Origin of the sequence: Halovulum dunhuangense (genome assembly GCF_013093415.1) — a bacterium.
In the GTDB taxonomy this organism is placed as follows: domain Bacteria; phylum Pseudomonadota; class Alphaproteobacteria; order Rhodobacterales; family Rhodobacteraceae; genus Halovulum; species Halovulum dunhuangense.
Window position 1 is genome coordinate 1,783,093 of the sequence record NZ_JABFBC010000001.1, and the last position, 16,876, is coordinate 1,799,968.

The 16,876-nt window shown below is 66.9% G+C and carries 16 protein-coding genes; 3 read left to right on the forward strand and 13 right to left on the reverse strand.

Annotation, left to right across the window (positions count from 1 at the left end; all coding sequences use genetic code 11):
- Window positions 1-249 precede the first annotated feature (249 nt).
- Window positions 250-3,903: a vitamin B12-dependent ribonucleotide reductase gene (locus HMH01_RS08630; protein ID WP_171324321.1), complete on the forward strand. Its 3,654-nt coding sequence runs from the start codon at window positions 250-252 to the stop codon at window positions 3,901-3,903.
- Window positions 3,904-4,097: 194 nt separating this feature from the next.
- Entirely contained in the window at window positions 4,098-4,916 is an 819-nt protein-coding gene (locus HMH01_RS08635) for a sulfotransferase (RefSeq protein ID WP_171324323.1), read from the forward strand.
- A 6-nt stretch (window positions 4,917-4,922) separates the two neighbouring features.
- On the opposite strand, the gene ilvN is transcribed toward HMH01_RS08635, so the two are convergent.
- The 6 genes from ilvN to nthA all read right to left on the reverse strand — a co-directional run bounded on the left by ilvN (window position 4,923) and on the right by nthA (window position 9,938).
- Window positions 4,923-5,489 carry an acetolactate synthase small subunit gene (gene ilvN / locus HMH01_RS08640; protein ID WP_171324325.1) on the reverse strand — a complete coding sequence of 189 codons (567 nt, stop codon included), beginning with the start codon at window positions 5,487-5,489 and terminating at the stop codon, window positions 4,923-4,925.
- A gap of 30 nt (window positions 5,490-5,519) precedes the next feature.
- On the reverse strand, window positions 5,520-6,278 hold the full coding sequence (locus HMH01_RS08645) for a sulfotransferase domain-containing protein (RefSeq protein ID WP_171324327.1): 759 nt from the start codon (window positions 6,276-6,278) through the stop codon (window positions 5,520-5,522).
- A 17-nt stretch (window positions 6,279-6,295) separates the two neighbouring features.
- Window positions 6,296-8,050, reverse strand: coding sequence for an acetolactate synthase 3 large subunit (locus tag HMH01_RS08650; protein WP_171324329.1), 1,755 nt, complete (start codon window positions 8,048-8,050; stop codon window positions 6,296-6,298).
- Between the two features lie 289 nt (window positions 8,051-8,339).
- Window positions 8,340-8,666, reverse strand: coding sequence for a nitrile hydratase accessory protein (locus HMH01_RS08655; protein WP_216366778.1), 327 nt, complete (start codon window positions 8,664-8,666; stop codon window positions 8,340-8,342).
- Window positions 8,653-9,312, reverse strand: a complete 660-nt coding sequence (nthB, locus tag HMH01_RS08660) for a nitrile hydratase subunit beta (RefSeq protein WP_171324331.1) — start codon at window positions 9,310-9,312, stop codon at window positions 8,653-8,655. The genes HMH01_RS08655 and nthB overlap by 14 nt, the downstream gene beginning before the upstream one ends.
- The gene (nthA, locus tag HMH01_RS08665) at window positions 9,309-9,938 is read right to left on the reverse strand and encodes a nitrile hydratase subunit alpha (protein WP_171324333.1); all 630 of its coding nucleotides are present in this window, start codon (window positions 9,936-9,938) and stop codon (window positions 9,309-9,311) included. The genes nthB and nthA overlap by 4 nt, the downstream gene beginning before the upstream one ends.
- Window positions 9,939-10,111: 173 nt before the next feature.
- Here nthA and HMH01_RS08670 point away from each other — a divergent pair, with 173 nt between their 5' ends.
- Window positions 10,112-11,203 carry a TRAP transporter substrate-binding protein gene (locus tag HMH01_RS08670; RefSeq protein ID WP_171324335.1) on the forward strand — a complete coding sequence of 364 codons (1,092 nt, stop codon included), beginning with the start codon at window positions 10,112-10,114 and terminating at the stop codon, window positions 11,201-11,203.
- 57 nt (window positions 11,204-11,260) lie between these two features.
- On the opposite strand, the gene HMH01_RS08675 is transcribed toward HMH01_RS08670, so the two are convergent.
- The 7 genes from HMH01_RS08675 to ppk2 all read right to left on the reverse strand — a co-directional run bounded on the left by HMH01_RS08675 (window position 11,261) and on the right by ppk2 (window position 16,857).
- Window positions 11,261-12,649 carry a TRAP transporter large permease gene (locus HMH01_RS08675; protein ID WP_171324337.1) on the reverse strand — a complete coding sequence of 463 codons (1,389 nt, stop codon included), beginning with the start codon at window positions 12,647-12,649 and terminating at the stop codon, window positions 11,261-11,263.
- Window positions 12,650-12,655: 6 nt separating this feature from the next.
- Window positions 12,656-13,210, reverse strand: a complete 555-nt coding sequence (locus tag HMH01_RS08680; protein WP_171324339.1) for a TRAP transporter small permease subunit — start codon at window positions 13,208-13,210, stop codon at window positions 12,656-12,658.
- A 234-nt stretch (window positions 13,211-13,444) separates the two neighbouring features.
- Entirely contained in the window at window positions 13,445-14,260 is an 816-nt protein-coding gene (locus HMH01_RS08685; RefSeq protein WP_171324341.1) for an arginyltransferase, read from the reverse strand.
- A 61-nt stretch (window positions 14,261-14,321) separates the two neighbouring features.
- The gene (locus HMH01_RS08690; protein WP_171324343.1) at window positions 14,322-14,795 is read right to left on the reverse strand and encodes an RDD family protein; all 474 of its coding nucleotides are present in this window, start codon (window positions 14,793-14,795) and stop codon (window positions 14,322-14,324) included.
- A gap of 65 nt (window positions 14,796-14,860) precedes the next feature.
- The gene (locus HMH01_RS08695; RefSeq protein ID WP_171324345.1) at window positions 14,861-15,244 is read right to left on the reverse strand and encodes a DUF2852 domain-containing protein; all 384 of its coding nucleotides are present in this window, start codon (window positions 15,242-15,244) and stop codon (window positions 14,861-14,863) included.
- Between the two features lie 85 nt (window positions 15,245-15,329).
- On the reverse strand, window positions 15,330-15,971 hold the full coding sequence (locus HMH01_RS08700) for a TetR/AcrR family transcriptional regulator (RefSeq protein WP_171324347.1): 642 nt from the start codon (window positions 15,969-15,971) through the stop codon (window positions 15,330-15,332).
- Between the two features lie 7 nt (window positions 15,972-15,978).
- Window positions 15,979-16,857 (reverse strand): polyphosphate kinase 2, encoded by an 879-nt coding sequence (ppk2, locus tag HMH01_RS08705; protein ID WP_171324349.1) that lies wholly within the window; start codon window positions 16,855-16,857, stop codon window positions 15,979-15,981.
- Between the last annotated feature and the right edge of the window lie 19 nt (window positions 16,858-16,876).

The following is a 16,876-nucleotide window of genomic DNA, read 5'->3' on the forward strand; positions in this document are numbered from 1 at the left end:
GACCCCACCTATGGGGGGTAAAACTCCGTCAACTACATTTTCTAGTGTTTCGGGCAAAAATACTGCTTGATAAGCGGGCCTCTCTGAACGACCTTGTGTGAACCAGAGCGGCGAACCACCAGATGTAGCGTTGGCAGGCTCTTCCGAAACATCAGACATCGGCACGGCATAGCATGCCGCGCCCCCGGTCGGCGGTCCATCCGTTCGGCTGACGAAATAACAATGCGTCTAACTCAGGGGCAGACGACAATGAAGATTGAGCGCAAGTACACGACCGACGACACCGGGGCCTATGGGGCGATCGCCTGGAAGCAGACCGCTTCCGAGATCCGCAATCCCGATGGCTCTGTCGTCTTCTCCCTGACCGGCATCTCGGTGCCGGAGAAGTGGTCGCAGGTCGCGGCCGACGTGCTGGCCCAGAAATATTTCCGCAAGGCGGGCGTGCCGGCCGTCACCAAGCGCGTAAAGGAAAAGGGCGTCCCCGCCTTCCTCCAGCGCTCGGTCCCGGACGAGGCGGCGCTGGAGCAACTGCCCGAGGACCAGCGCTACGGCGGCGAAGTCGACGCGCGCCAGGTCTTCGACCGGCTGGCAGGCGCCTGGGCCTATTGGGGCTGGAAGGGCGGCTACTTCTCGACCGAGTCCGACGCCCGCGCCTATTACGACGAGATGCGCTACATGCTGGCCACCCAGATGGCCGCGCCGAACAGCCCGCAGTGGTTCAACACCGGGCTTCATTGGGCCTATGGCATCGACGGCCCGAGCCAGGGCCATTTCTACGTCGATTACCAGACCGGCAAGCTGACCAAGTCGACCTCGGCCTACGAGCATCCGCAGCCGCATGCCTGCTTCATCCAGTCCGTCAGCGACGACCTGGTGAATGACGGCGGCATCATGGACCTGTGGACCCGCGAGGCGCGGCTTTTCAAGTACGGCTCGGGCACCGGCACCAACTTCTCGTCGCTGCGCGGCGAGGGCGAGCGGCTGGGCGGCGGCGGCAAGTCGTCGGGGCTGATGAGCTTCCTGAAGATAGGCGATCGCGCCGCTGGCGCGATCAAATCAGGCGGGACAACCCGTCGGGCAGCGAAGATGGTGATCTGCGACATGGATCACCCGGATATCGAGGAGTTCATCAACTGGAAGGTGATCGAGGAGCAGAAGGTCGCCTCCCTCGTCGCCGGCTCGAAACTCCACGAAGCGCGGCTCAACGACATCTTCGGGGCGATCCGCTCCTGGGATGGCGCAGAGACCGATGCCTTTGATCCCAAAAAGAATCCCGGGCTGAAGGCGGCGATCAAGGCTGCCAAGAAATCGATGATCCCGGATACCTATGTGAAGCGTATCCTCCAGTACGCAGAGCAGGGCTATACCTCGATCGAGTTCCCGACCTACGACACCGACTGGGACTCGGATGCCTACCTGACGGTCTCCGGGCAGAATTCGAACAATTCTGTCCGGGTGACCGACGCCTTCCTGCGCGCCGTGCGCGAGGACGCCGACTGGGAACTGATCCGCCGCACCGACGGCAAGGTCGCACGCACCGTGAAGGCCCGCGAGTTGTGGGACCAGATCGGCCATGCCGCCTGGGCCTGCGCCGATCCCGGCATCCAGTTCCACGATACCATCAACTCCTGGCACACCTGCCCGGCGGATGGCCCGATCCGGGGCTCGAACCCCTGCTCGGAATACATGTTCCTTGACGACACGGCCTGCAACCTGGCCTCGATGAACCTGCTGACCTTCCTCCGGGACGGCCAGTTCGACGTCGAGGGCTATGTCCACGCCACCCGGCTGTGGATGGTCACGCTGGAAATCTCGGTCCTGATGGCGCAGTTCCCGAGCCCGGCCATTGCCGAACTCAGCTACCGCTTCCGTACCACCGGCCTTGGCTACGCCAATATCGGCGGGCTCTTGATGAACATGGGCTACGGCTACGACTCGGACGAGGGGCGCGCGCTTTGCGGGGCGCTGACCGCGATCATGACCGGCGTCTGCTACGCCACCTCGGCCGAGATGGCCAAGGAGCTTGGGCCGTTCCCGGGCTACGCCAAGAACGCCGAGCACATGCTGCGGGTCATGCGCAACCACCGCCGCGCCGCCTATGGCGAAACCTCCGGCTACGAGGGGCTGGCGGTGCTGCCGGTCGCGCTCGACCATGACAACTGCCCCGACGGGCGGCTTCTGAACCTGGCCCACGCGGTCTGGGACGAGGCGCTGAGCCTTGGTGAGGCGCATGGCTATCGCAACGCGCAGGCCACCGTGATCGCGCCCACCGGCACGATCGGGCTGGTGATGGATTGCGACACCACCGGGATCGAACCCGACTTCGCGCTGGTGAAGTTCAAGAAGCTGGCGGGCGGCGGCTACTTCAAGATCATCAACCACTCGGTGCCCGGCGCGTTGACCAAGCTTGGCTACAGCTCGGCGCAGGTCGAGGAGATCGTGGCCTATGCCGTGGGTCACGGCACGCTGGGCAATGCGCCCGACATCAACCCGACCTCGCTGATCGGGCACGGCTTCGGGGCCGAGGAAATCGCCAAGATCGAGGCGGCGCTGCCCACGGCCTTCGACATCCGCTTCGTGTTCAACCAGTGGACCCTGGGCGAGAAGTTCTGCACGCAGGTGCTTGGCATCCCGTCGGAAAAACTGAACGACCCAAGCTTCGACCTGCTGCGGCACCTGGGCTACAGCAAGGCGCAGATCGATGCCGCCAACGCCCATGTCTGCGGGACCATGACGCTGGAGGGCGCGCCGCATCTCAAGCCCGAGCACTACTCGGTCTTCGACTGCGCCAACCCCTGCGGCAAGCTGGGCAAGCGCTACCTGAGCGTGGAAAGCCACATCCACATGATGGCGGCGGCGCAGAGCTTCATCTCGGGCGCCATCTCCAAGACGATCAACATGCCCAACGACGCCACAGTCGAGGACTGCAAGGCCGCCTACGAGCTCAGCTGGTCGCTGGGCACCAAGGCGAACGCGCTCTACCGCGACGGCTCCAAGCTGAGCCAGCCGCTGTCGGCCGCGCTGATCGACGAGGAGGAAGACGAGGATCTGGAAGAGGCGCTGGTCGCGGCCCCGCAGGCCGAGCGGGCGCAGGTCCTGGCCGAGAAGATCATCGAGAAGATCATCGTCAAGGAGGTGCACCGCTCCAGCCGCCAGAAGCTGCCCGAGCGCCGCAAGGGCTATACCCAGAAGGCGATCGTCGGCGGGCACAAGGTCTATCTGCGGACCGGCGAATATGCCGATGGCAAGCTGGGCGAGATCTTCATCGACATGCACAAGGAAGGCGCCGCCTTCCGCGCGATGATGAACAACTTCGCCATCGCGGTGTCGGTGGGCCTGCAATATGGCGTGCCGCTCGAGGAGTTCGTCGAGGCCTTCACCTTCACCCGGTTCGAACCGGCCGGGATGGTGCAGGGCAACGACTCGATCAAGAACGCGACCTCGATCCTGGACTACATCTTCCGCGAACTGGCGGTCAGCTATCTCGACCGCACGGATCTGGCCCATGTCGCCCCGCAGGGCACCGGCTTTGACGAGCTGGGCCGCGGCGAGGAAGAGGGCAAGTCCAACATCGGCAAGGTGGAACAGGACGTGGCCCAGGCCTCGATCGACATGATCCGCCATGTCTCCTCGACGGGGTATCTGCGCAAGCGCCTGCCGCAGGAACTGCTGGTGCTCCAGGGCGGGGCGACCGCGGCGCTGACCACCGGGCTTCAGACGGACGCCTCGGCCTCGGTCACAACCATCGAGGCGATGAGCGCCACGGTGATGGACCAGCGGACCAAGGCCCGGATGCAGGGCTACGAGGGCGATCCCTGCGGCGAGTGCGGCAACTTCACCCTGGTGCGCAACGGCACCTGCATGAAGTGCAACACCTGTGGCGGGACGTCGGGGTGTAGCTAAGCGAACTACCCTCCGCGCGCCTGCCTGCGGGCGGAGGGGCAGCGTTCAGGCCGCAGGCAAGATACCGAGCGGGAATGAAGAGAGCCTGAAATGCGAAACTGGGGGACGGTCCGCCGTCCCCCATTTTTCTTGCGGTTAACCGCTCGCTAACCGGCCCGCCGCTACCGAGGGATCACCTGCCGGAGCGCCCCCGAGTGACCCACCCCAACCGCCTGCCGGATTTCATCGTCATCGGCGCGATGAAGGCCGGAACCACCGCCCTGCATCACCGCCTGGCCGCCCATCCCGGCATCGGCATGGCGCGGCTGAAGGAGACGGAGTTCTTCCTGCCCGCGAAGGCGCGGGGGCGGGGCCTCGACTGGTATGCGCGCCAGTTCCCGCCCGGGGACCTCAAGCGCGGCGAGGTGTCGCCCAACTACGCCAAGCGCCTGGTCTTTCCCGGCACGCCCGAACGCATCGCCGCGCTGCTGCCCGATGTGCGCCTGATCTACATACTGCGCGACCCGGTGGCCCGCGCCCTGTCCGAATACCGCCACCTGCGCGCGATGGGGCGGCTTGCCCCCGGTCCCCTGCCGCCGGACGCATTCGCCCGGCTGGTCGATGCCAGTCTCTATGCCCGCCAGCTTGAGGCGTATCTGGCGGTGTTCCCGATATCGGCGCTGCATCTCGCCACGCTGGAGGCCGACCCGCGCGGCATGCTGACCGCGCTTGCAGGGTTTCTGGGCGTCGCCGACGACTGGCCCGAGGCGCGGGCCGCCCATGGGAACCGCGCGGCGTCTGTGGCAGCGATGCCGGGCTGGTTCTGGTCCATGCGGGATGGAAAGGCGGGCCAAGCGTTGCGGCGGCATCTGCCGGAAGGGGTGAAGACCGGTCTCAGGCGGGCAATCGCGCAACCTGCACCCGCGGCGGCAATCCCGCCTGATCTTGCCGCCCGCATCCGCGACGCGGTGGCTGGCGACACGGGCCGCCTGCGCGGCCTGACCGGGGGGCGCTTCGCGGAATGGTCGGTCTGAAAGCGGTCAGCCCTTCGGGCCGCGCGCCAGCGCCGCAACCCCGGTGCGCCCCACCTCGACCAGCCCCAGCGGGCGCATCAGGTCGATGAAGGCTTCGATCTTCTCGGGGGTGCCGGTCAGCTCGAAGATGAAGCTTTCCAGCGTCGAGTCGACCACGCTGGCGCGGAACACGTCCGACAGGCGCAGCGCCTCGACCCGGTGCTCGCCCACGCCCGCCACCTTGATCAGCGCAAGCTCCCGGCCCACGAAGGCGCCTTCGACGGTCAGGTCGTGGACGTTGTGCACGGGCACCATGCGTTCCAGCTGCGCCTTGATCTGTTCGATCACCGCGGGCGTGCCGGTGGTGACGATGGTGATGCGCGAGCGGTGGCCGGCATGGTCCACCTCGGCGACGGTCAGGCTGTCGATGTTGTAGCCGCGCCCCGAGAACAACCCGATCACCCGGGCAAGGACACCGGATTCGTTGTCCACGAGGATCGAAAGCGTATGCGTCTCTTCCCGCTCGTCCAGCGGGCTGCGCAGGTTGTAGGCGCTCTTCTTGTTCGAGCCCTTCTTGATGGCGAGTGCGTTCATCGGTCTGCCTGTGCTTTGCGTGTCTTGGGATTACGTCTGGCGCGCCGGAATGTCCACCGGCGCATGAAGGGGGGCTGAGCGGGGGGGATCGGTGCTTTCCGCCAGAAGCGCGAGGAAAGCTGCGTAACGTGCTGCAAGGGAAGCACTTGTCGCCGCGTCCATCTCTTCCAGATGTCGATCCCGCACGCCCTTGTTGAACTGGGTGAAGCAGGACTCCAGCACCTCGGTCGCGATTGTGCGCGGGTCGCCCGCAAGCCCCAGGTGGTCCAGGATATCGGCCGCCGCTGCACCTGTGTCGAAGGCGAGGCGGTCATAGGTCAGCCGCCTGACTCCCGGCAACGCCATCCAGGCGGCGGCGGTGACGAGCTGGTTGTCGATCCCCGCCACCGCATCCGCGAGGGTGCCTATCTCGGAAAAGGCGGGCTTTCCGTTTGCCCGCGAGCGTCGGCCATGATCGAGCATCGACAGGGCCACGTCGCGCGGATCGCGCAGGATCGCGTGGGCGCGGGCGTGACCGGCTTCGATCAGCCGCGCGACCGCGGGATCGGGGCGGGTATGCGTCTTGAGCACCACCGGATGCCCGAGCCTGCGCACGGCATCCAGCAGCGCCTCGGCCTGCGCCTCGCTCACATGCTCGATCGCGTTGATGCTGCGCGAGACGACCAGCCCCGGGACCACCGGCACCGGTTGGGGAAAGCCGGCCCGTTCCAATGCGGCGCGGGCCAGCTGAAAGGCGAGGGTGGAGCCGCTCTTTGTCAGGCCATAGCTGAAAAAGATGAACGGCTCCATTCTATTGCGATCCGATCTTAAACCAGGACCGCGCCGCCGGCGTCGATTGCATCCTCGGTCGAGGCATCGCCCAGCAGCATCTCGTTATGGGCCTTGCCCGACGGGATCATCGGGAAGCAGTTCTCGTGCTTCTCGACCAGGCAATCGAAGATCACCGGCCCGTCATATTCCAGCATCTCCATGATCGCGTCATCGAGCTTGGCCGGATCCGAGCAGATGATGCCCTTGCAGCCGAAGGCCTCCGCCAGCTTGACGAAATCGGGCAGCGATTCCGACCAGCTGTGGGAATAGCGCTCGCCATGCAGAAGCTGCTGCCACTGGCGCACCATGCCCAGGCGTTCGTTGTTCAGGATGAACTGCTTGACCGGCGCGCGGTACTGCACGGCGGTGCCCATCTCCTGCATGTTCATCAGCCAGGACGCCTCGCCCGCGACGTTGATCACCAGCGCGTCCGGGTGCGCGATCTGCACGCCGACCGATGCCGGCAGGCCGTAGCCCATGGTGCCGAGGCCACCGGAAGTCATCCAGCGGTTCGGTTCGTCGAAACCCAGGAACTGCGCGGCCCACATCTGGTGCTGGCCCACTTCGGTGGTGATGTAGCGGTCGCGGCCCTTGGTCAGCGCCTCCAACCGTTCCAGCGCGTATTGCGGCTTGATGGTGGTCTTGGAGTTCTTGTAGCTGAGCGACTTCACCGCGCGCCACTTCTCGATCTGTTCCCACCACTTCGCCACGGCGGCCGAGTTGGTCTTGCGCCCGCGCGCCTTCCAGATCTTGAGCATGTCCTCGAGGACATGACCCACATCCCCCACGATGGGGATGTCCACATGGATGTTCTTGTTGATCGACGAGGGGTCGATGTCGATATGCACCTTGAACGAGCGGGGGCTGAAGGCGTCCGTGCGCCCGGTGATCCGGTCGTCGAAGCGCGCGCCGATGCAGAGCATGAAATCGCAGTCATGCATCGTCCAGTTCGCCTCGTAGGTGCCGTGCATCCCCAGCATCCCCAGCCAGTTCTGCCCCGAGGCGGGGTATGCGCCCAGCCCCATCAGGGTCGAGGTGACGGGGAAGTTCGTCTCCTTCGCCAGTTCGCGCAGCAGCTGGCTGGCGCCCGGGCCCGAATTGATGACGCCGCCCCCGGTATAGAGGATCGGGCGCTCGGCCCGCTCCAGCGCCTCGACGGCCAGGGTGATGCGGTCGATGTCGCCCTTGACCTGCGGCTGGTAGTGGTTCGTGCGCGCCTTGGCCGGCGGGGTATAGGTGCCGGTCGCGAACTGCACGTCCTTGGGAATGTCGATCAGCACGGGGCCGGGCCGGCCCGAGGTCGCCACATGAAACGCCTGGTGGATCGTCTCGGACAGGCGGTCGGTGTCCTTCACCAGCCAGTTGTGCTTGGTGCAGGGGCGCGTGATGCCCACCGTGTCCGCCTCCTGGAAGGCGTCGTTGCCGATCATGAAGGTGGGAACCTGGCCGGTCAGCACCACCATCGGGATCGAATCCATCAGCGCGTCGGTCATCCCCGTGACGGCGTTGGTCGCGCCGGGGCCCGATGTCACCAGCACGACGCCCGGCTTGCCGGTCGCCCGCGCATAGCCTTCGGCCGCGTGGGTCGCGCCCTGTTCGTGGCGCACAAGGACGTGGCGGATATCGTTCTGCTGGAAGATCTCGTCATAGATCGGAAGGACGGCGCCGCCGGGATATCCGAATACGGTGTCCACGCCCTGATCCTTCAGGGCCTGAACCACCATCTGCGCGCCGGTCATCTGCCGTGCCATGCCTTCTCTCCGTCTCTGCTGGGGGAATTCCCCCGGTTGATGCGCCCATCCGGGCATAAAAAAAGCCCCGGTGGAGGGGCCTGTGCGCGGGAAGTGCCGGGTGAGGTTCACCTCATCCGGGGCCCGCGCGTTCCGATAAGTACGACGATCATGTCCATGCGTCTTGTTTAGGCGCGGCGATCGCCGGGGTCAACAGGCTATGCCGGGTTTTTATGTCTCGGAAGGGCGATGTAAAGCCATAAAATTACAAAAGCTGGCGGGGCGGCGCAGTTTTCGGCAGGGCGCCGCCTCAACCGGGATGCTCCGGGTCGTTTTCCAGCAGGATCGGCCGCCCATGCGGGGTGGCATGCGCCGCCCGGACCCAAGCGGCGGCGGTGCGGGCCACCTCGGCAGGTAGGGCGGCGCCGCGTTCGGCCAGCAGCGCCTCGAGATTGGCGAGCCAGTGGTCGTAATAGTCGCTGCCATCCGACGCCGCATCGGGCCCGTTCAGGCGCACCGAAAGTCCGGCGGTCCATTCCGCCCAGCTGAAAAGCCCGCGTTCCTCGAGCGCGACGGCCAGCGCGAAGGCCTGCGCCTGCCAGGGCGCGTCGAAGGCGGGGGTGTCAGGCCGGTTCAAGATAGGGCTCCCATGCGTCGATCGAGACGGTCAGGCCCGGGGCCGCCGCATCCCCCCACAGCGTGCGGCCGTCGAAGGCCACGGTATAAAGCCAGTGCGGATCCTCGCCGCGGCCATGGGCGTGGCTGTCGGGATAGACATGCACGCCGCGCACCGCCTCGATCACGCCGGTCTTTTCACGCGCATAGCCGGGCAGGCGGGTGTGGCCCCGGGGCTGGTGGTTGCGGGTGCGCACGGTATCGCCGGGGGCAAAGCGGGCAGGGGTCCGGACGGGGCGATCCACCGGACCGCCCCGCGCCATCACGGGGGCCACCTGCGCCGCCTGAAGCCGCCGCTCGGGGCGCAGCCCTGCGCGCAGCATGTGGCCCGCGGCCAGTTCGTCGGCGCCGACCTCGCCGTGGCGCTGGAGCAGGATTTCCAGCGCGCGGATCCAGATCTCGTAATAGCTCGACCCGTAATAGGTCAGCGGCGGCAGGCTCTCGCGGGCATGGCGGGATTCGTCGAGGGTCCAGTGCCCCAGCGCGCCGGCGGCCAGTGTCAGCGCCAGCGCGCGCTTCTCCCAGTCGGCATGGAACAGCGGCTCGCGCGTCTCGGGCGACACGGGCCCGAAGCCGTCGCGCCCGCCCAGATCCTGCGGGCCGTTCATGTGCCGGGTCCCTGGGCAAGGCCGCAGCCGATCATGCTGTCGCGGGTGACAAGCTCCGCCAGCGCCTCGGCGTCCATGCCGTCGGTGCCTGCGGGCCGTTGCGGCACCACGATATAGCGCAACTCGGCCGTACTGTCCCAGACGCGGATGCGGGTGGTGTCGGGCAGGATCACGCCGAACTCGGCCAGCACGCCGCGCGGATCGCGCACCGCACGCGCGCGGTAGGGGGGTGACTTGTACCACACGGGGGGCAGGCCCAGCACCAGCCACGGGTAGCAGGAACAGAGCGTGCAGACGACCAGGTTGTGCTCGTCATCCGAGTTGAACACCGCCTGCAGATGCTCGCCCTGCCGCCCGCCATAGCCCATCTCGGCCACCGCCGAGGTCGCGTCGTCCCGCAGCCGCGCGGCGAAGTCGGGATCGGTCCAGGCGCGGGCGACCACGCGGGCGCCGTTGCGGGGCCCGATCCTCGTCTCCACCGTCTCGATGATCGCATCCAGTGCTGCCGGGTCCACAAGCCCCTTCTGCGTCAGGATCGTCTCGAGCGCGCGCACCCGCGCGGTCATCGGGTCCATGTGGTTGTCGTGGTCGTCGTCGCCATGGTCGTGGTGGTGGTGATCGTGCATCCCGCTCTCCTTCGCGCGGACCACGATAGCTGTGCCGGCCGCGCGGGCGCAATCGCCAAGCGGGCCGCCACGAGATCCGCGAACAGGTGTTTGCAACCCCAGATCAGGTCGCTAGTCTGTCGGCGCATCGCCGACGGGAAACCTGGGCGGGAACAACAAATCGGGAGTGAAACATGGATCGCCGATCCTTCTTGCGGGCCTCGGCCCTTGGTACCACCGCAGCCGCCACGGGGCTTGCCGCGCCCGCAATCGCGCAGGGCAACATCACCTGGCGCATGGTCACCACCTGGCCGCGCAACTTCCCCGGCCTCGGCGTCGGCGCGCAGCGACTGGCAGACAAGATCACGGCCGCGACCGATGGCCAGCTGACCGTGCAGGTCTTTTCGGCGGGCGAGATGGTGCCGCCGCTCCAGGCGCTGGATGCCGTGATCGACGGCTCGGCCGAGATGAGCCACGGCGCCGCGTATTACTGGCAGAACAAGTCCGTGGGCCTGTCCTTCTTCACCGGCGTGCCCTTCGGCATGACCAGCCGCGAGCATGCCGCCTGGGTGCGCTACATGGGCGGGCAGGAACTGTGGGACGAGATCTATGACCAGTTCGGCCTGCAGGGCTTCCTGTCGGGCGACACCGGCACCCAGGCCGGCGGCTGGTTCAAGAACGAGATCACCGGCATCGCCGACGTGCAGGGCCTGCGCTTCCGCACGCCGGGGCTGGGCGGGCAGGTCTGGCAGCGCATCGGCGCAAGCGTCACGAACCTTGCCGCGGGCGAGATCTTCCAGGCGTTGCAGACCGGCGCGCTGGACGCGGCCGAATTCGTCGGCCCCTACAACGACCTGGCGCTCGGCTTCTACCAGGTTTGCAAGCATTACTACACCTCGTCCTTCGCCGAGCCGGGGCTTGCGACCGAACTGGTGGTGGACAAGGCGAAGTACCAGGAACTGCCGACCAACATCCAGGCGATCATCCGCGATGTCTGCCAGGCGGAATACGACCAGGTCGCGTCGGACTTCGCCGCCAACGACCCGCGCGCGCTGGCGACGCTGGTGAACCAGCACGAGGTCATCACCCACGCCTCGTTCCCGGACGACATCGTCGAAGCGGGCGCGAACGCCGCGAACGAGATCATGCAGGAACTGCTGGCCAGCGATGACGACCTGACCCGCCGCACGGCGCAAAACTGGGTCGGTGCGCTGAATGTCCTGCGTTCCAAGACCGAGAGCGCGGATCTGGGCTACATCCTGGCCCGCCAGCGTTTCGTTCCCTGAGACGCGCAGGGCCCGGCGTACAGCGCCGGGCCCTTTCCTTTTCTGGCCTGTCCTGACCTAGCGCAGCACGCCGGGCAGCCAGGTGACGATGCCGGGAAAGACGAACAGGATCGCGATCGCCAGGATCTGCAGAGCCACGAAGGGGATCGCCCCCTTGTAGATCATGCCGGTCGTGACCGCATCCGGTGCAACACCCCGCAGGTAGAACAGCGCAAAGCCGAAGGGCGGGGTCAGGAAGCTGGTCTGAAGGTTCACGCCCACCATCACGCCGACCCAGATCGGATCGAGCCCCAGCGCCAGCAGCACGGGCGCGGTGATCGGGATCACGATGAAGATGATCTCGAAGGTGTCGAGGATGAAGCCCAGCACGAACATGATCAGCATGACCACGATCATCGCGCCGATCGCCCCCCCGGGCAGGCCGGACAGGAACTCGTGCACCAGGTTGTCGCCGCCCATCTGCCGGAACACGATGGAAAAGACCGACGCGCCGAAGAGGATGATGAACACCATCGAGGTGATGATCGCGGTCTGCCTGACCACCTCGCGCAGCACCGTGAAGGACAGCCGCCAGCGCAGCGCCGCCAGCAGGGTCGCGCCCACGGCGCCCACGGACGCCGCCTCGGTCGCGGTGGCGATGCCGCTCAGGATCGAACCCAGCACGGTGACGATCAGCAGAAGCGGCGGCACCAGGGCGGTGATGACCTCTTTCCACAGGTGCCGGCGCTCGTCTGCCGGCACCGGCGTCGCCGGGCAGGTCTCGGGGTGGACGATGGCCTTGAACACCATGAACAGGACATAGATCGCGACCAGCATCAGCCCCGGCAGGAAGGCGCCCGCGAAGAGATCCCCGACAGAGACCGGGGTGGGCGCGAAATTGCCCTTGGCCATCTGCACCTGCGCGTTGATGCCGGCCAGCATGTCGCCCATGAAGATCAGCACCGTCGAGGGCGGGATGATCTGGCCCAGCGTGCCGCTGGCGCAGATCACGCCGGTGGCAAGCTTCGGGTCATAGCCCGCGCGCAGCATCGCGGGCAGCGAGATCAGGCCCATGGTCACCACCGTCGCGCCGACCACGCCCGTGGAGGCGGCGAGCAGTGCGCCCACCAGGATGACCGAGATGCCAAGCCCGCCGCGCAGATCGCCGAACAGCTTGCCCATGGTGGCGAGCAGCTGCTCGGCGATGCGCGAGCGTTCCAGCATCACGCCCATGAAGATGAAGAGCGGCACCGCGACCAGCACCTCGTTGGTCATGAAGCCGGTGTAGCGGCCAGCGAGCGCCGCCAGGTTCGAGGGGTCGAACACGTCCAGCCAGATGCCGAGAAGCGCGAACAGAAGCGAGGTGCCGGCCAGGGTGAAGGCGACCGGATAGCCCAGCATGAGCATGCCGATCACGCCGAAGAACATGGCGCCGGCGAGGATCTCGCCGATCAGGACAGGATCCATGGCGGGCTACTCCGTGCCGGTGTTGTAGCGGTAGGTGTCGGGCACCAGATCCTCGCGTCCCCGCAGGATCAGCACCGAACGCGCCAGCATCGCCACGCCCTGGAGCGCGATCAGCACGGCAAAGACGAGGATGAAGCTCTTGAGGATGTAGAGCCCCGGCATGCCGCCGATATTGGCCGAACCCTCGGAGAGCCGCCAGGAGCGCTCGACGAAGGGCAGGCAGTAGACGAAGACGATCACCGCGAAGGGCAGCAGGAACACGAGCGTTCCGACCAGGTCGGCAAGGGCCTTCTTCCGCACGGAGGCGGAGCGGTAGAAGATATCCACCCGCACATGGCTGTCATGGAAGAGCGCGTAGCCCGCCACGGCGGTGAACATCGCGCCGTTCAGCCAGACATAGAGATCCTGCATCCAGAGCCGGGTGTTGCCGAACAGGTAGCGCTCGACCACGACCCAGAAGCACACCACCACGATGCCGAGCGACAGCCAGGCGAAGACGCCCCCGACAAGCCGGTTCACCGCGATGATGGCGCGCGTCAGCTGCGAAAGACCTGCGAGCACTGCTCCCCCAAATCGCGCGGCGGCCGGTTGCGAGGATGCCGTTCGCGTCTGTCCTGCCCCGGGCTCGCGCGGGCCGCGCGGGGGCGCTTTCGATATCTGCGGTGGTATGCACTTTCGCGCCCCGAGGGGTCAACGCCTAACTCGCGGGCCGCGCGGCTGTGGCAGGGGCGGATGCCTCCGGCGGGGATATTTGGCGAAAGTGGAAGATGGGGGTGCCGCGCGTTCCCCCGGGGGTCACTCGGCGTCGGGCAGGTAGATCGCGGCGACCTGTTCGGCGATGGGGTCGTTGCCCAGCGGGTGGGTGTTGAGGCGCAGTTCCGTGTCGCTGTCGAGGCGCTGCCAGTGGCCGGCGCGGTAGATCTCGAGCGGCTTGAAGCGCGCCTTGTAGTCCATCTTGCGCGAGCCCGGCACCCAGTAGCCGAGATAGACATGCTCGAGCCCCGCCTCCAGTGCGATTCGGATATGGTCGAGGATGACATAGGTGCCGAGCGAGCGGTCGGCGAGGTCGGGGTCGAAGAAGGAATAGACCATCGAGAGCCCGTCCGACAGCACGTCGGTCAGGCAGACCGCGGTCAGGATGCGCCCCTCGGGGCCGGGGCGGTAGTATTCGACGACCCGGCTTCGCACCGGGGTTTCCTCGACCATGGCGGCGTATTCGTAGACGTCCATGTCGGCCATGCCGCCGTCGGAGTGACGGCTGCCGAGATAGCGGCGGAACAGCGCGAACTGTTCCTCGCTGGCCCAGGGGGTCGTCGCCTCGCGGTGGAGATCGGCGTTGCGCCTGAGGATCCTGCGCATCGAGCGGCCCGGGGTGAAGTCGCGGACCACGATCCGCGCCGAAAGGCAGGCCGCGCAATCGGCGCAGGAGGGGCGGTAGAGCACGTTCTGCGAACGGCGGAAGCCCTGGTGCGAGAGCACGTCGTTCAGCGAGTCGGCATTGCTGCCCTGAAGCGCCGTGAACAGCTTTCGTTCGACCCGCCCGTCCAGATACGGGCAGGGCTGCGGTGCAGTGACATAGAACTGCGGTGACTGCGGAAGACTGTGACGCATCGTACCTGCAAACCCGTACTCCGGAAAAAAGCTAGCAGCGGGTCCGGGTCTTGTCCAACGCTCAATCGAGCGGGCGATTGATTGCCGTGGTGCCCAGCAAAAGGTCGGGAACGCCCTGGTTGTAGCGCGTCAGCAGCATCGCCGCGACGGTTGCGATCCAGCCTATGACGCTGGCCATCAGGAACAGGAAGAGGCCCGTGTGCAGCGCCGCCGTCACCAGGTCGAGCCGGTGGCCGCGGCGGTCGCGGAACTCGATCCCCATCAGCATCATGCCCCATGTGGCCGACGACGCGGCGATGGTGAGGGTGCGGTAGAGAAAGCTCGCGCCGAACAGGATGAAGGGGAACAGCATCAGCCCGAAGCCCAGCGTCAGCACGCCGAAGACCAGGGTGACGGCGGCGGCCGCGACCAGGATCACGAGCGCGTCGATCACCCAGGCGGCGGCGCGCTTCGCGGGCACGCCGGCGTAGAACTGGCGGTCATGCTCGGGATGGGGAAGGTCGGTCCAGCTGTCCATGGGGGAGAGTGTGGGCATGGGGCGGATCTTTCTCAAGGGGAAGGGCGCCCCCGCGACGGGCGGAGGCGCGGATTTCGTCCGCGTCAGGCGGGGCTTTCCTCGGGCCGGCCTTCGCCGCGGCGCTTGGCGTCGTCCATGAACTGGTCGAACTCGGCCTGGTCCTTGGCCCGGCGCAGCCGCTCCAGGAAGGACTGGAAGGCGTTCTGCTCGTCCTCGAGACGCTTCAGCGTGTCGTCGCGATAGGCGTCGAAGGCGGAGTTGCCGGAGCTGCGAAAGCGGGCGCCGGTATGGGACCATCTGCGGGCTGAACAGGTCATGCGGTTGCTCCAGAACATGTAGGCGAGAAGGGCGAGGCCGATCGGCCAGAAGGCGATGAAGGCGATCACCATGGCGGCGATCCAGGCTCCCTTGCCGCGCGCGTCGAGCCACGCCTCGGCGTCCGAGAACCAGCGGGTAATCCTGTGCATGTCCGGTCCTTTCGATGTGAATGTGAATTACATTTACATAGATGGAAAGCCGAGGGCGTGGCGCAAGAGGGGGCGGGCGATTTTTTCACCGCGCCGCGTCGGGGGGGATCAGGCCGAGCCCGCGCAGGTAGATGCCGATGCCGCTTTCCAGCAGTTCCTCCGCCTCGAAGGGCGAGGTGCGGCCGGGGGTGCCGCGGGCGAACAGTTCGACCACGCCATGGGCCAGCGCCCAGATGTGATGGCTGACCATGGTCGCGGGCGGGCGGCGGTCGCGGGGCAGGCTTGCGATCAGCGCCTCGGCCGCGCGGGTCAGCACGGCAAACGCGCGGTCGGCGGCGATCTTGAGCTCGGGGTTCGCGGCCGGCGACAGCCCGCTTTCGAACATCGTTATGTAATGGCCCGGATGGCTGCGGGCGAAGGCGAGATAGGCGCGGCCGGCCGCCTCGATCCCCTTCAGGGGCGAGGGCGCGGCGCGGGCGACGGCGCGGCCCAGGCTGTCGGCGAAGATCTCGAAGCCCTGGCGGGCGGCTTCCTCGATCAGCTCCTCGCGGCCGCGCACATGGCGATAGGGCGCGCCGGGGCTGACGCCTGCGCGGCGCGCCGCCTCGGTGATGGTGAAGCCGAGGGGGCCTTTCTCCACCACAAGCTCCAGCGTGGCCTCGACCAGCGCCTGGCGCAGGTTTCCGTGGTGATAGCCGCGTCGAGGGGAGGCGTTGTCGTCGCCCATGTCGGCCTCAGGCAAGCCCCATGGCGCGGGGGCTGCCGCAGATGGCGCTGTCGGGCGCCTCGACCTCGAGGCCGGGGATCGCAAGTTGGCGCAGCACCAGCCGGATCGCGGCCAGCCGTGCGCGTTTCTTGTCGTCCGAGCGGATCACCGTCCAGGGCGCGTGGTCGGAATGGCTGCGCTCGTAAGTCTCGCGGATGGCGGCGGTATAGGCGTCCCAGCGCGACAGCCCGTCGATGTCGATGCGGCTGAGCTTCCACTGCTTCACCGGGTCGCTCTCGCGCGCAAGGAACCGGCGAAGCTGTTCGGCGCGGCCCACGTTGAGCCAGATCTTGATGAGGGTCACGCCGTCGTCGACCAGCATCTGCTCGAAACCGTTGACCTGCCCGAAGAAGCGTTCGCGCTCTTCGTCGGTGCAGAAGCCGAACACATGCTCGACGACGCCGCGGTTGTACCAGGAGCGGTCGAAGAACACCATCTGGCCGGCGGCGGGCATGTGGGCGACGTAGCGCTGGAAATACCATTGCGTCGCCTCGACATCCGAGGGTTTGGACAGGGCGACCACATGGGCCGAGCGGGGGTTCAGGTTCTCGCGGAAGCGCTTGATGACGCCGCCCTTGCCGGCGGCGTCGCGCCCCTCGAAGACGATGGCGATGCGGGCGCCGGTGTCGTTGATCCAGCGCTGCGCGCGGGCCAGCCCGACCTGGAGCGCGTCCATCTCGGCGTCATAGACCTTGCCATCCATTTCCCGCCGGTAGGGATAGGTCGGTTCGAGGATGTCGTCCTTGTCCGCGCCCCGCAGGGCCGTGCGCACGTCTTCGGGTGCGCCGCTCCGGGCAAAGGCGCTGATCGCGCCGTCAAAGGGTTTCGCGAATAGCTGGCTGTCCATGAGGCCCCCCCTGGGTGGT